The following is a 13,386-nucleotide window of genomic DNA, read 5'->3' as shown; positions in this document are numbered from 1 at the left end:
AGAAAAGGGTAAACGACGGCTAGATAGCTGCACGGGCGAGGCTGCTGACAGCAGGGTGTCAGCAGGGGGCGCCGTCGCGGAGTTCAGGCCCGCGGCAGGTCGACGATGTCGAGATGGATCCCGCCGCAGCCGTCGCAGCGCATGGTCCAGTATTCGGCGGCGCGGCCGGGGATCACGCGCAGCAGCGAAAGCGATGCGGCGCATTCCGGGCAGCTGGTGCGGACCTGCGCCGGCCAGACCGGATCCGGCTCGCATTGCGGGACGGCAACCACGACGTTACCGGTCACGCCGACGCTTCGGCCGCCGGCATTGTCATGCCATAGCGTTGCGGGAACCGGTCGATAGCCCGCTTCGCGTCGGCGATCGCCGCATCCGGATCGGACCACGCAAAGCCGATGTCGAGCGTCGGAAACAGCATGCCATCGATGACGACCGGCCTTTGATCGACCCGTTGAACCCTGGCGTGCCATTGCCCCTTCCCCACTTCGAACGACTTGATCTCAAAACCGCTGTAAATCATGTGCGACCTCGAAACGCCCTTCTCATAGGAAGCACGAGCGCGTTGCGCCAAATGTGAAGCAGTTCACAACTCGCCGGGTTTATTTCCGCGCAGCAAAGGAACCCGGAGCCTTGAGCGCGTGGAGATGGTCGAATAGCGGCTGCGACGGCGGTGCGCTCCCTCTCCCGCTTGCGGGGGAGGGTTGGGGTGGGGGCTCTCTCCACGAGTCACAGTGTGGAGAGAGCCCCCACCCGTATCGCATCTTCGATACGATACGACCTCCCCCGCAAGCGGGAGAGGTGCAGCGACGTACAACGAGCACACCGCTCATCCGGAGAAGCATGAACCGAGCGGGACCAATCTGTTCGACGCCCAACAGGCGACTGCCATGTTGCGCCACATGATCGAGGGAATGCCGCCAGCCGGCAATCTTTAGCGTTTGTGCCTGCGGCGTCGCCATGCCCGGCGGCGCGGCCATCCTGCTAAGCCCGCGACGCTTCGGCGTTCGCGGGCTTTCTTGTGTCGCACCGACAGCAGGCCGGCCGCGCGACCGGCCGAACCCGCGCAAACCGGCGTTTCGCGTAGTCGATGAGCGGGGATTCGATCGCGCGCCAGCTGATCTCGGCAAGGACGCAGACGATCGGAAGCGCGATGAGACCCGACCATGCACCAAAATCGAGGGACAGGAAGATGTTCAGCACGATCAGGTGGAAGAGATAGAGCGCATAGCAGCGGCGCCCGGGCCAGATGAACGGCTTGAGCAACACCGTCTTCTGTACGTTGATCCCGGCCCACACGATGACGCCGCAGGCGAACGCCGATATCCCGAGGAAGGAGAACGGTCCAAACGCCGCCGCATAGGTCAAATCGCAAAGCATCGGCACGCAGGCGAGCGCTGCCCACACTAGAGGGGAGCGGCAGTAGCCGCGCACAAAGCACGCCAGCAGAACGCCGCCGAACAGCTCGTCGAGCCGGCAGGGCAGCAAGAACTCCCAGGAGAGGTCGGGCAGGTGCGCGTGGAACAGCCAGCGACAGACCGGGGCGATCAGCACGCCGCACCAGAGGACGCGGACCAGCCATTCCCGCGGCAGCGACCAGATCAGGAGCGGCAGGATCAGGTAAAACTGCTCCTCGATCGCGAGTGTCCAGCTGACGAATGTCGGCTCGGTCATGGGATAACCGAACTGCAACCACGGCACGGCCTGCAGGAAGAACAGGTAATAGCCCCAGTGATCGGGCGTCGCGATCAACAGCAGCAGCCAGTACAGCGGCAGGATCCGGAACGCGCGCCGGCCATAGAACGACGAGAAGTAACCGCGCTGTTCGCGGCTATCGAGCAGGATGCCGCCGATCAAAAAGCCGCTGACGACGAAGAACAGGTCGACGCCCAGCATGCCGTACTTGAATTCGAAGTAGTGGCGGGCAATGACCGCCGAGATCGCGAGGCCCCTTAGCGCATCGAGCGATTCGGAGCGTGGCCCGGCAGAATCCTCCTCCGGGCGCGGACCAGCAATTGGACCCATGCTCAACCTGATATCAATTTCAATATGCGGCCACCCGTTGAGGTGGTTTGCAATCCTTACAGTCGTCCGGTTTCGTTGACAACTGAAGCGAGCAACGACCTTTCGTCTAGGGTTACCGGCCGCGGCAGCCTCGGGCTGCTCGATATTGCCCGGTCTTCCGCCTCCCGCTAGCCGCGGCCGGCGATGTGGTCGGCGAGCACCGCGGCATCGTCGCCGACGACGCCTGACAGGAACGAGGATTTCATCTTCGACAGCCATTGCAGGCCGAGGAAATAGAGGCCCGGCACGTCGGAGACGCCGTGGCGATGTCGCGGCGCCCCGTCGGCATCCAGCACCGGTATGTCGATCCAGTTCAGATCGAGACCGTAGCCGGTGGCCCAGATCACGCTCCTGATCCGCGCGGCGCGGAGGTCGATCGCATTGAGCGGCGCGGTGAGGCACGGCGGATCGGGCAAACGGAGGCGCGCCAAGGGATCTTCGGGATGATCGAGGCCGCGCGCCGCGACGAAGTCGTCGACGATCCCGAGGAACGTCGCGTAATAGGCGTCGCCATTGGCGATGTTGGCGGCGAGATCGGGCGCGATCTCGAGCACGCCGTCGCGCGCCGCCGTCACGCGGCCGAGCAGGGTCACGCCGCCGGCGGCGAAGCGGCGGAAATCGACGGTGTGGCCGCCATGGGCGCCGGAAATCACCGGCAGCAGCCGCGACGGGCCGCGCTGCTCGACCGGCGTCCGGTCGATGCCCATCTCGGCCAGCCACCAGATCAGGTCGCGGCCGCGATAGCGGCGCGGCAGGCGGTTGTGACGTCCGACCGAGAGGAAGACATCACGGCCGGCGCGCATCAGCTCTTCGGCGATCTGCGCGCCCGAGGCGCCGGCACCGACCACCAGCACTGCGCCGTCAGGCAATTGCGCCGGATTCTTGTAGCCGGCGGCATCGACCTGGAACAGGCCGGGGTGATCGCGCAGGAGGTCCGGCCGCAGCGGCCGTTGATAGGGGCCCGTGGCGATGACAACACTGCGGGCGACGATGCTGCCGCCGGCAAATTCGGCGAGGAAACCGCCGGCGTCGCGGCGCAACTTCGTGACCGCGACGCCGCAGCGGATCGGCGGCGCGATGAACGCGGCGTAGTCCTCGATGAAGGCGATGATGGCAGCGGTGTCCGAGAAGCCGTCGGGATCGCTGTGCGGAAACGCAAATTCCGGTAGCCGCACCGACCAGTTCGGAAACTGGAACATGAGGCCGTCCCAGCGTTCGCTGCGCCAGCGCTCGGCGATGCGACCCCGCTCCAGCACCAGATGGGCGATGCCGCGCTGCTTCAGCCGATGGCTCATGGTGAGCCCGGCCTGGCCGCCGCCGATCACCAGCGTATCGACGGTCTCGTCAGGCACTGCGCGATCCCTTGCGGCGGGCCGCGGGCTCCGCCGCGGCGCGGATGATCCAGCGCCGGAACGCGGCGAAATCGCGCTGTTCGGCGTGGAAGCCGCGATAGACCAGATACCAGCGCATGCCCTTCGGCACGCTGAGCGCAAACGGCGCCACCAGCCGGCCGGCGGCGAGATCGTCGTCGATATAGGGCCGGATGCCCATCGCGATGCCGAGCCCGTCGCTAGCTGCCTGCAGCGCCTGGCCGTAAAACTGGAATTCCGGCCCGCGCGCGGTCAGGCGCGGCACGCCCGCGGCCTTCAGCCAGGACGGCCAGTCGTCGGGCGAATGCGCGACGCGGATCAGGCTCGGGCCCTTGAGGTCGGCGGGGCGCTTCAGGGTGTTGGCGAGCCGCGCCGTGCACACCGGCATCAGGTCGGCGGCAAACAGCGGCTCGGCGACGAGGCCCGGCCACTGGCCGTCGCCGAGCTGGATGCCGCAGCTCCAGTCGTCGGCGAAAGGCACCGCCATGCCGCCGGTCGTGATCCGCACCTCGATGTCGGGCTCCGCTTTGCGGAACTCGGCAAGGTGCGGGATCATCCATTTCAGCGCAAAGGTCGGTCCGACGCCGACGGTCAGCACCCGCGCGCTCGCGGATGCCGTGACCTGCGCGGTGAGGCTCGCCAGCGCGTCGAAGATCGGCGTCAGCCCGCCCTGATAGGCGCGGCCCGCCGGAGTGGTGACGAGGCGGTTGGCCTTGCGCTCGAACAGCGCGACGCCGAGCCGCTCCTCGAGCAGATGCACCATCCGGCTGATCGCGGCGGCCGAGACATTGAGCTCGCTGCCCGCCGCCGCGAAGCTGCCGGTCCGCGCCGCCGCTTCGAACGCCTTGATGCCGTTGAGGAAGAGCAGTCGCCGCATGAACCCTCAGGAAAACTGATGCAAGGTCAAGATAACTCAGTTTGCCGGAAGAGGCCAAGCGGCGCAGAAATACCGGAGACAGTGAATCCCTGCTGACCCCGGCGAGGACCACATGACAGAGACCACAGACGCCCTGGTGCTCGATCTTGTCGAGTGGCTGGCGCGCGAGCCGCGGCCTTATGCCGAGGTGCTCGAGGTCTGGCGCACCTCATGCCCGCGGCTGACGATCTGGGAGGACGCCGTCGATCGCGGCTACGTCGCGCGCCGACCTTCGGTCGAGGGCATGCGGGTAATGGTGACGGAAAGCGGCGAGACATTCTTGCGCGCGCACGGGCGGATGCTTTGAGGCCGTGATTGGTCCGATCCGCCTGTCGAACTGCTTTCTTCACCTCCCCCGCAAGCGGGAGAGGGAGGGCACTGCCGTTGCGGCACTAGCGTCCCGGTTCGGCGAGCCGTGGCCGGATGATCTCGACCATCCGGTCGGCCGACGTCCCCGGCGGAAAGAAGCCAAGATAATTGCCCTCGCGGTCCATCAGATAGATGTAGGCAGTGTGATCGACGGTGTAGTCGCCGGCATCCTTCAGCGGCACCCGCGCGAAGTAGACCTTGTAGGCATCAGCGAGCTTGCGGATCGCATCCAGCTTGCCGGTCAGTCCGATCAGGCGCGGGTGGAACATCGGCACGTAGTCTGCGAGATGCGCCGCGGTGTCACGCTCGGGATCGACCGTGATGAAGATCGGTTGCACCTGATCGCTGTCGCGGCCGAGCTTGTCGAGCGCCAGGGCGATCGCCTGCAGATCGGTAGGGCAGATGTCGGGGCAGGTGGTGAAGCCGAAATAGATCAGCATCAGCTTGCCGCGAAACTCCTTGTCGGTGCGTTCATGGCCGGCCTGATCGGTCAGCGCGAACGGGCCGCCGACCGGCTCCCTGTTCCACATCAGGATGTCCATGATCTCGGCGGCCGAGCGCGCCGATTGCGGCGGCGCATCGGCGGCCAGCACCGGCGCCAGCGTCAGCCACAGGCCGGCGCCGGCGAATGCCAGGCCCGCGCCAGCGAATGCAATGACGCGCTGGATCGGCGCGATCATATGCCGAAGGAGAGGCGGCTGCCCGTCGTCGTGACCAGCACCTTGTCGCCCATCTGCGCGGTCGCCTCCTGCACGAAGTTGAGCCCGGAGCAATGCATCGGGATCAGCACGTCGGGGTCGAGCTTCTTGATCTCGGCGACGACCTCGGTGAGGTAGTCCTTCGGCGCCGGTCCGAGATGGAAGCCGCCGACGATGGCGTGCACCTTCTGGATGCCGGAGACCTCCTGTGCCTGCTTCACCGAATTGACGATGCCGACATGGCCGCAGGACGAGATCACGACGAGGCCGAAGTCCCGCACGTTGAAGCAGGTGGCGTGCTCATGGATGTGCTCGTCGGGCACGATCTTGCCGTCCATCTCGGCCGGCAGATAGTGACTGTCATTGCAGCCGAGCCCGTCCTTGATGCCGAACTCGACCCAGGTCTGCGGCAGCACACGCTCGATGCTGCGGCGGGTGATCTTGCCGGTGGTGAAGGCATGGCCCGCGATCACGGTCGGGGTCTCGCACAGCACCGTGGTGACGCGCTGCGCCGCGAGCTGGCGGCGGTCGAGCGTGCCGAAATCGTTGAACTGGCCCTTGGTCGGCGTTGCGCTGACGCGGTGGCAGAAATTGTCCTCGCCGCCAGCATAGAGCTTCACGTCGGCCGGTAGCTTGTCGCGGAACTTGTCGAGGAAGCCGTTGAGGCCGCCGAAATGATCGTAATGCCCGTGGCTCACGATCAGGCCGTCGAGCTTCGCCGGATCGACGCCGACCAGCGCCATGTTGTTGAGCAGCACCTCCGGCGTGTAGCCGTAGTCGAGCATCAGCGTGCGCTGTGCGCCCTTGGCTTCCGACTCCAGCCACAGCGACAGGCCCCATTCATTGTGCAGCGACTTCTGGTAGTCGGCGGAACGCGGCGGCGGCGCGATGGTGACGCCACCCGACTGCTTCGGCTTGAAGAACAAATCGAAGCTGGAATCGACCAGCACGCGGATCGAGAGCTTGTCGACGGTCGGCACCTCGATCGGTGCGGCGCTCGCGATCTCGACGCAGGAGAAGGCGCCCGCGGCTGCTGCGCCGGCGATCGCCGCCGAGCCTTTCAGGAAATCACGTCGTGCCAAATCCCGTGTCATCGCAATCCCCCGTGTTCTGAAAACTTTTCAATACCAAACACGTTGAGCCTAGGAGCAATCGGGACGCGGCTCAATCGGGCACTTGCGCTGGCCGCAGATCACATTCGCGCGCGGTGCAATGCGCGCGCCATTGACTTGGGTGCGGTTATGCGCCCAAGTCAATGCATTCGCATCTTTCTCGCCGATGCGCGGCATCGGCAGTCCCTGGCAATGCAGGATCACGCCCATGATCGACCTTCACTACTGGTCCACGCCGAACGGTCACAAGGTAACGATGTTCCTTGAGGAGACCGGATTGGAGTACAGGATTTTCCCGGTGAACATCGGCAAAGGCGATCAGTTCAAGCCGGAGTTTTTGCAGATCGCGCCGAACAACCGCATCCCCGCAATTCTCGATCACGCGCCGAAGGGCGGCGGCAAGCCGCTACAGCTGTTCGAGTCCGGCGCGATCCTGCTCTATCTCGCCGAGAAGACCGGACAATTCCTGCCGGCCGATATCCATGGCCGCTATGACGCGATCCAGTGGACGTTCTGGCAGATGGGCGGGCTCGGGCCGATGGCCGGGCAGAACCACCATTTCCGCAACTACGCCGTCGAGAAGCTGCCTTACGCGATCGACCGCTACGTCAACGAGACCAACCGGCTCTACGGCGTGCTCAACAAGCGGCTCGCCGACCGCGAATTCGTCGCCGGCGACTACTCGATCGCCGACATGGCGAGCTATCCGTGGGTCGTGCCCTACAAGAACCAGGGCCAGGAGATCGACGATTTCCCGCATCTGAAGCGCTGGTTGGAGACGATCGGCAAGCGCCCGGCGACCGTGCGCGCCTATGCCAAGGCGAAGGAGGTCAATCCGAATTTCGGCCAGCCCGCGATCCGCACCGAGGAAGAGCGCAAGCTCTTGTTCGGGCAGACCGCGGCCGTGGTGCGGTAGGGCGAACTCCTCCGTCATTGCGAGGAGCGAAGCGACGAAGCAATCCATCTTTCCGCGTATGCGGGTCGATGGATTGCTTCGCTTCGCTCGCAATGACGGATGTAGCACTCGCGGGTTTTTAAGCCCCGACATACCTCGCCGGCCGCCGTTCCTTCCACGCCGCGAGCCCCTCGGCGAGATCGCGGCCCGGCACCAGCGCGGCGAACTGCTCGCTCTCGACCAAAAGGCCCTCGGCAATCGGCATGTTGAGCCCGCGCGTCACCGCGGTGATGGTGCCGGCGACGGATCCGGGCGAATGCCTGGTGATCCGGCCGGCGAGTTCGCGCGCGGCCGTCTGCAGCTGATCATGCGGCACGACCTGATTGACCAGCCCGATCTCGCGCGCGTGCTCGGGCGGGAACGGATCGCCCGCCAGCAGCAATTCAAGTCCGCGCTTGCGTCCCGCTAGTCGCGGCAGCCGCTGCGTGCCGCCGAAGGTCGGGGGCATGCCGAGCTTGATCTCGGGCTTTGCAAATAGCGCACGGTCGCTGGCGATCGCGAGGTGCACCGCCTCGGTGATCTCGCAGCCGCCGCCGAAGGCGAGCCCGTTGATTGCGGCGATCACGGGCTTCTTGAATGCCTCGAGCCGCGCGGTCATGGCCTGGCCGCGGCGGACGAAGTCGCGCACCGCGACGGCGGAGCCCTGCTTGACGCTCTCGGAAAACTCCTTGATGTCGGCGCCGGCCGAGAAGGCGCGCTCGCCGGCCCCGGTCAAAATCACGGCGCGCACCTCAGCGTCGCCCTCGATGCGGTCGAGCGCGGCCATCAGCTGATCGATCAGTGCATAATTCAGCGCGTTGAGTTGCTCCGGACGATTCAGGGTGATCAGGGCGATCCCGTCGGTGATATCGAGCAGGATGGGTTCGGGCATGATGCAGTCTCCAGCAATTGTGTGTCGAGCCGAATGTAGGGCCAGACGCAATTTGTGTATATTCACTGGTTAGTATACATACGCAGAATGCCCAGACCTTCCGAGCCCACCCGCGAGCGCATCGTCCAGGCGGCAAGCGCGCTGTTCTACAATGAAGGGATCCGCCGCGTCAGCGTCGACGAGGTCGCGGCCAAGGCCGGCCTGACCAAGCGCACGCTGTACTATCACTTCAAGAGCAAGGACGATCTGGTCGCCGCCTATCTCGCCGCGCGCGACCAGCCCAATCTCGCGCTGTTCCGAAAGTGGTTCGCGGAGGCCGAGGGCGGCCTGGCGGTGAAGGTCGAGGCGATCTTCAAGAACCTCGCGCGCTCGGCGCGGCATCCGAAGTGGAAGGGCTGCGGCTTCCTGCGCACCTCCGCGGAGCTCGCCAACATGCCCGGGCATCCCGCGATCCGGATCGGTGCCGCGCACAAGAAGAAGTTCGAGGATTGGCTGCGCGCGACCTTCGCGGAGCAGGGCATCGCCGATCCGCTCAAACTGGCGCGGCAGATCCTCTTGCTGCTGGACGGATCGTTCGCCGTGGTGCTGCTGCATCGCGACCCGAGCTACATGGAGACCGCCGGCGAGGCCGCGCGCACACTGATCGAGACGGCGCTGGGGAAGCAGGGCGTAAGCGGGGTTAGGACATGACGAGAGTAGGTTGAATGGTAGTCGCGAAGGCGGTGCGCTCCCTGCCCCGCAAGCGGGAGAGGTGCAGCAGCCTGCGGCGAGACCGTCTCGCAATGACGGCTAAAGCGCGCCGCGCTCCTGCAGCAGCGCCAGCACGGCGTTGAGGTCCGGCAACACGGCTGCGCATTTCGCGCGGGTCTCGTCGGTCGGCGGCGCCATGTCCGGCACCATCAGCGTGATCGCGCCGGCGGCGTGGGCGGCCGCCACGCCGTGGTTGGAGTCTTCCACCGCAATGCAGGCTGCCGGCGTCACGCCGAGCCGCGCGGCGGCCTTGAGATAGAGCTCGGGATCCGGCTTGCCCTGCGCGACATCGTCAAGCGTCAGCAGCGTGTCGAAGCGCGCGCGGATGCCGGCGAGGGTGAGGTTGCGTTCGGCCGAACGGCGCGATGACGAGGTGACGATCGCCATCGGGCGCTCCGCAAGCGCGAGCGCATCGAGCAGAGCGAGCGTGCCTGATTTGAGCGGCAGGCCCGACCGCATCATCCGATCGCGATGTTCGAGGAAGGCCAGGTTGACCGCCTCCAGCGGAAACGTCGCGCCGTAATGATCGCGCAGCATCGCCTCGCAGACCGGGCCGGGAAGGCCGACCATGGAATGGCACAGCGCGACGACGTCGTCGGTGTAGCCGCACACGTTCAGCGCCGCGACCAGGCTGTCGAAGTAGACCTTCTCGGTGTCGAGCAGCGTGCCGTCCATGTCGAGCAGGACGGCGTCGACGGTCCAGCGTGCCTTCACGTGGCGCTCACCGCTGCTTGCTGTTCCGCGAGCTTCCGCAAGCATGCGGGGCACAGGCAGTCGCCGCCGTCGGTCGGCATCGGCAGGCGGAAGCTCTCGTCGGAACACCAGCACGACCCCGTGAGCGAGCAGGAAAATTCGCTGCCGCATGCCGTGCAGGCAAGCCGGCGCGGAGATGCTGGTTGGGAACGATCGTTTGACGAGAGGTCCATTCTAACCGCGATTTAATGCGCGAATTAATCTCGGGTTCATCCCGGACCGCGCTATGATGCCAGGCAACTGATATAGCCGGGATAGGCCGCCAAGGAAATCGTCAAGGGAATTCTGATGGCCCGTGATTCGCAAGCCGCGCTGGTTGCCCTCAACCGGTTTGGATTCGGCGCCCGCGGCGGGGCGTCCGGCGACTTCATCAACGCGGCCTCCGATCCGCGCGGTTTCGTGCTGGCGGAACTGGCGCGTCCGAACGGCGCGCTGCTCGAAGTGCCGGGCCTGCTCTCGACACCCGAACTCGGCAAGCAGGTGTTCGATTATCAGTTCGAGATCCAGCAGGCGCGCAATGCTGCGAAGGCCGCGCAGCAGGGCGCGAGCGAGACATCGCCGCAGGGGCCGGACACGAAGTCGCCGCAGCGGCGCAATCTGTCGCTGTCCACTGCCGCCAAGGAGATCGCCGGAAAAGATCCGACAATGCAGGCGCAGGGCGCCGATGGCGCCAACGCGGCGATGACGCCGTCGGCTCCGATGCAGCCTCCGACGATGCAGACGGTGCCCGGTCCCCCCAAGCCGCCGGCGGAACCGCTCAACATCATCCAGAAGACGTTCCGCGCCGAGGCGCTGGCGCGCCTGCAGCGCGGCGTGGTCGCCGATTGCGGCTTCGTCGAGCGGCTCGTGGTGTTCTGGTCCAACCACTTCTGCATCTCCGCCAACAAGGGCGCGCTGGCGCGGATGTGGGCCGGCTCGTTCGAGCGCGAGGCGATCCGTCCGCATGTGCTCGGCCGTTTCCCGGACATGCTGAAGGCCGTCGAGCAGCATCCGGCGATGCTGTTCTTTCTCGACAATCAGCAATCGCTCGGCCCGGAGTCGCGCGCTGGCATCAACCGCAATCGCGGCCTGAACGAGAACCTCGCGCGCGAGATCATGGAGCTGCATACGCTCGGCGTCGGCGGCGGCTACACCCAGGACGACGTGACGTCGCTGGCGCGCGTCATCACCGGCTGGACCTTTGCCGGCCGCCGTGGCCAGCTCGGCACCCCCGGCAGCTTCGTGTTCAATGCCAATGCGCACCAGCCCGGACCGCAGCGGGTGCTCGGCAAGACCTACGCGCAGGCCGGCGTCGCGCAGGGCGAGGCGGTGCTGTCGGACATCGCGCGGCATCCCTCGACCGCAAAATTCATTGCGACCAAACTCGCGCGCCACTTCGTCGCCGACGATCCGCCGCCGGCGCTGGTGGCGAGGCTGCAGGATATGTTCACGAAAACGGACGGCGATCTCCGGGCGCTGGCCACCGCGCTCGTTCAGTCCAGCGAGGCCTGGCAGGCGCCACTGACAAAGATGCGTTCGCCTTACGAGTTCCTGGTCGCTTCCGGCCGCCTGCTGGCGCGCAATCCCGAGGATCCGGGCCGCTATCTCAACGGCCTCAACGTACTCGGCCAGCCCTTGTGGTCGCCGGCCGGGCCGAACGGTTTTCCGGACACCGCCGCGGCCTGGGCGGCACCTGAAGGCGTCAAGCTCAGGCTCGACATCTCGGCGCAAGTCGCCTCCCAGCTCGCCGACCGGTTCGACCCGCGCGACCTGCTCGAGCTCATTGCCGCCGATGCCGCCTCGCTCGAGACGCGGCGCACCATCGAGCGCGCGGAATCGCGGCAGCAGGCGCTGGCGCTGCTGTTGATGTCGCCCGAGTTCCAGAGGAGATGACGATGGGATGCTCCGAGAGCCTGATGCTGCAGGCGACGTCGCGGCGCGCGCTGCTGCTCGGCGGCGCCTCGTTTGCGGCCTGGGCCTATTTGCCGAAATTCGCGCGCGCCGCCGATGGCCGCGACCCGCGCTTCGTCACCATCATCCTGCGCGGCGCGCTCGACGGCCTTGCCACGGTCGCCCCGGTCGGCGACCCCGACTATGCCGGCCTGCACGGCGCGATCGCGCTGCGCCCCGATGGCCCGAACGCGGCGGTGATGCTGGATCAGTTCTTCGGCCTGCATCCGGCGATGCCGGAATTTTCGCGGATGTATCGCGCCAAGCAGGCCGCGGTGGTTCATGCGGTGGCGACCTCGTATCGCGATCGCTCGCATTTCGATGGCCAGGATGTGCTGGAGAGCGGCTTCCCCGGTCCGGGCCGCGTGCAGTCCGGCTGGCTCAACCGCGCGCTCGAAGCCTTGCCGAAAGGCGAGCGGGTGACGAGCGCGCTCGCGGTCGGCCCGACCACGCCGCTGGTGCTGCGCGGCGCGGCGCCAACCGTGGGGTGGGCCCCGACCGCGCTGCCGCAAGCCGCCGACGACACCGCGATGCGCCTGCTCGATCTCTATCAGCACCGCGATCCGGCGCTGGCGAGCGCGCTGACGCAAGGCGTGCAGCTCGAGAAGCAGGCGCAGGGCGATGAGATGAAGCCGAAGCCCGGGGCGGGCGGCGTGGCGGCGATGCGCCTCGTGGCGCGCGGCGCCGCGAAACTGATGGCGGCCGATGACGGCCCGCGGATCGGCGCGCTCGCCTTCGACGGCTGGGACACCCACGCCAATGAAGGCGGGCCGGTCGGCCGCCTCGCGCAGCTGCTCGGCGGCCTCGACGGCGCGCTGGCGGAATTCCAGAGCGGCCTCGGCGCGCGCTGGCGCGACACCGTGATCGTGGTCGCGACCGAGTTCGGCCGCACCGCGCGCATCAACGGCACCGAGGGCACCGACCACGGCACCGGCACCATCGCGCTGCTCGCCGGCGGCGCGGTGAATGGCGGCCGCATGATCACCGACTGGCCCGGCCTCAAGCCCGCCAATCTCTACCAGGCCCGCGACCTCGCCCCGACCACCGACCTGCGCGCTGTGATCAAGGGCGTGCTGCACGACCTGTTCGGCCTCGGCGAGCGCGTGCTGGCCGATGCCGTGTTTCCGGACAGCGCCCCGGTAAAGCCGATGAAGGGGCTGGTGGCTTGACTTCCTCAACCTCTCCCCGCTCTTTGCGGGGAGAGGTCGGAAGCGACGCATCGCGTTGCTTCCGGGTGAGGGGCAGGGCAATGCGTGGCCGCAAGGAAACACCTATCCGACTCGCGAGAGGGCTGCGCGCCAATCAAACGGACGCGGAGACCGTGCTTTGGAATCGCATCCGCAATCGCCAGATTGATGGCCATAAGTTCGCACGGCAGGTGCCGGTCGGGAGTTACATTTGCGACTTCGTCTGCCGCGAGCGACGGCTCGTGATCGAAGTGGATGGCGGTCAGCACGCGGACTCAGCTGCAGACGTGGTCCGGGACCGGTATCTCACCGGGGAGGGCTATCGCGTGCTTCGCTTCTGGAACAACGATGTGCTCGGCAACGTCGAGGGTGTGTTGATTACAATTCAGACTGAGTTGCGCGGATAGATGCCCCT

At 66.5% G+C, this 13,386-nt stretch carries 16 protein-coding genes; 6 read left to right on the top strand and 10 right to left on the bottom strand.

Annotation, left to right across the window (positions count from 1 at the left end):
* Positions 1-83: 83 nt before the first annotated feature.
* The 5 genes from ACVW1B_RS29515 to ACVW1B_RS29495 all read right to left on the bottom strand — a co-directional run bounded on the left by ACVW1B_RS29515 (position 84) and on the right by ACVW1B_RS29495 (position 4,308).
* A complete protein-coding gene (locus tag ACVW1B_RS29515; protein ID WP_425249136.1) occupies positions 84-287 on the bottom strand; it encodes a hypothetical protein in 204 nt (67 codons plus the stop codon).
* On the bottom strand, positions 284-571 hold the full coding sequence (locus ACVW1B_RS29510) for a hypothetical protein (protein WP_253606860.1): 288 nt from the start codon (positions 569-571) through the stop codon (positions 284-286). The genes ACVW1B_RS29515 and ACVW1B_RS29510 overlap by 4 nt, the downstream gene beginning before the upstream one ends.
* Positions 572-981: 410 nt before the next feature.
* On the bottom strand, positions 982-2,022 hold the full coding sequence (locus ACVW1B_RS29505) for an acyltransferase family protein (protein WP_456822622.1): 1,041 nt from the start codon (positions 2,020-2,022) through the stop codon (positions 982-984).
* A gap of 167 nt (positions 2,023-2,189) precedes the next feature.
* Entirely contained in the window at positions 2,190-3,413 is a 1,224-nt protein-coding gene (locus ACVW1B_RS29500) for an NAD(P)-binding domain-containing protein (RefSeq protein WP_456822621.1), read from the bottom strand.
* Complete coding sequence (locus tag ACVW1B_RS29495) at positions 3,406-4,308, bottom strand: LysR substrate-binding domain-containing protein (RefSeq protein WP_069276582.1); 903 nt, start codon at positions 4,306-4,308, stop codon at positions 3,406-3,408. The genes ACVW1B_RS29500 and ACVW1B_RS29495 overlap by 8 nt, the downstream gene beginning before the upstream one ends.
* Before the next feature lie 112 nt (positions 4,309-4,420).
* Here ACVW1B_RS29495 and ACVW1B_RS29490 point away from each other — a divergent pair, with 112 nt between their 5' ends.
* Positions 4,421-4,654 (top strand): hypothetical protein, encoded by a 234-nt coding sequence (locus tag ACVW1B_RS29490; protein WP_253606863.1) that lies wholly within the window; start codon positions 4,421-4,423, stop codon positions 4,652-4,654.
* Between the two features lie 85 nt (positions 4,655-4,739).
* Here the strand turns inward: ACVW1B_RS29490 and ACVW1B_RS29485 are convergent, their stop codons facing one another.
* The 3 genes from ACVW1B_RS29485 to ACVW1B_RS29475 are packed head-to-tail and all read right to left on the bottom strand — an operon-like array spanning position 4,740 to position 6,736.
* Positions 4,740-5,396 carry an SCO family protein gene (locus ACVW1B_RS29485; protein WP_253606864.1) on the bottom strand — a complete coding sequence of 219 codons (657 nt, stop codon included), beginning with the start codon at positions 5,394-5,396 and terminating at the stop codon, positions 4,740-4,742.
* Positions 5,393-6,508: an MBL fold metallo-hydrolase gene (locus tag ACVW1B_RS29480; protein ID WP_456822620.1), complete on the bottom strand. Its 1,116-nt coding sequence runs from the start codon at positions 6,506-6,508 to the stop codon at positions 5,393-5,395. The genes ACVW1B_RS29485 and ACVW1B_RS29480 overlap by 4 nt, the downstream gene beginning before the upstream one ends.
* A gap of 48 nt (positions 6,509-6,556) precedes the next feature.
* Positions 6,557-6,736, bottom strand: a complete 180-nt coding sequence (locus tag ACVW1B_RS29475) for a hypothetical protein (protein ID WP_253606866.1) — start codon at positions 6,734-6,736, stop codon at positions 6,557-6,559.
* Between ACVW1B_RS29475 and ACVW1B_RS29470 the strand changes: the two genes are divergently transcribed.
* The gene (locus ACVW1B_RS29470; RefSeq protein ID WP_253606867.1) at positions 6,735-7,442 is read left to right on the top strand and encodes a glutathione binding-like protein; all 708 of its coding nucleotides are present in this window, start codon (positions 6,735-6,737) and stop codon (positions 7,440-7,442) included. The two genes, ACVW1B_RS29475 and ACVW1B_RS29470, sit on opposite strands and share 2 nt — an antisense overlap.
* Before the next feature lie 118 nt (positions 7,443-7,560).
* Here the strand turns inward: ACVW1B_RS29470 and ACVW1B_RS29465 are convergent, their stop codons facing one another.
* The gene (locus tag ACVW1B_RS29465; RefSeq protein WP_253606868.1) at positions 7,561-8,352 is read right to left on the bottom strand and encodes a crotonase/enoyl-CoA hydratase family protein; all 792 of its coding nucleotides are present in this window, start codon (positions 8,350-8,352) and stop codon (positions 7,561-7,563) included.
* 87 nt (positions 8,353-8,439) lie between these two features.
* Here ACVW1B_RS29465 and ACVW1B_RS29460 point away from each other — a divergent pair, with 87 nt between their 5' ends.
* Positions 8,440-9,042 carry a TetR/AcrR family transcriptional regulator gene (locus ACVW1B_RS29460; RefSeq protein WP_253606869.1) on the top strand — a complete coding sequence of 201 codons (603 nt, stop codon included), beginning with the start codon at positions 8,440-8,442 and terminating at the stop codon, positions 9,040-9,042.
* 99 nt (positions 9,043-9,141) lie between these two features.
* Here ACVW1B_RS29460 and ACVW1B_RS29455 read toward each other — a convergent pair whose 3' ends face one another.
* A complete protein-coding gene (locus tag ACVW1B_RS29455) occupies positions 9,142-9,816 on the bottom strand; it encodes an HAD family hydrolase (protein ID WP_253606870.1) in 675 nt (224 codons plus the stop codon).
* A gap of 327 nt (positions 9,817-10,143) precedes the next feature.
* Here ACVW1B_RS29455 and ACVW1B_RS29450 point away from each other — a divergent pair, with 327 nt between their 5' ends.
* The 3 genes from ACVW1B_RS29450 (at position 10,144) to ACVW1B_RS29440 (ending at position 13,378) form a co-directional block, all read left to right on the top strand.
* The gene (locus ACVW1B_RS29450; protein ID WP_253606872.1) at positions 10,144-11,727 is read left to right on the top strand and encodes a DUF1800 domain-containing protein; all 1,584 of its coding nucleotides are present in this window, start codon (positions 10,144-10,146) and stop codon (positions 11,725-11,727) included.
* The gene (locus ACVW1B_RS29445; protein WP_253606873.1) at positions 11,724-12,953 is read left to right on the top strand and encodes a DUF1501 domain-containing protein; all 1,230 of its coding nucleotides are present in this window, start codon (positions 11,724-11,726) and stop codon (positions 12,951-12,953) included. The genes ACVW1B_RS29450 and ACVW1B_RS29445 overlap by 4 nt, the downstream gene beginning before the upstream one ends.
* Before the next feature lie 80 nt (positions 12,954-13,033).
* Positions 13,034-13,378 (top strand): endonuclease domain-containing protein, encoded by a 345-nt coding sequence (locus ACVW1B_RS29440; RefSeq protein WP_253606874.1) that lies wholly within the window; start codon positions 13,034-13,036, stop codon positions 13,376-13,378.
* Positions 13,379-13,386: the final 8 nt, after the last annotated feature.

It is taken from the genome of Bradyrhizobium sp. USDA 4502 (genome assembly GCF_054063355.1).
The sequence above is the reverse complement of the archived record's forward strand: the minus strand, read 5'-3'. Positions and strand labels throughout refer to the sequence as shown.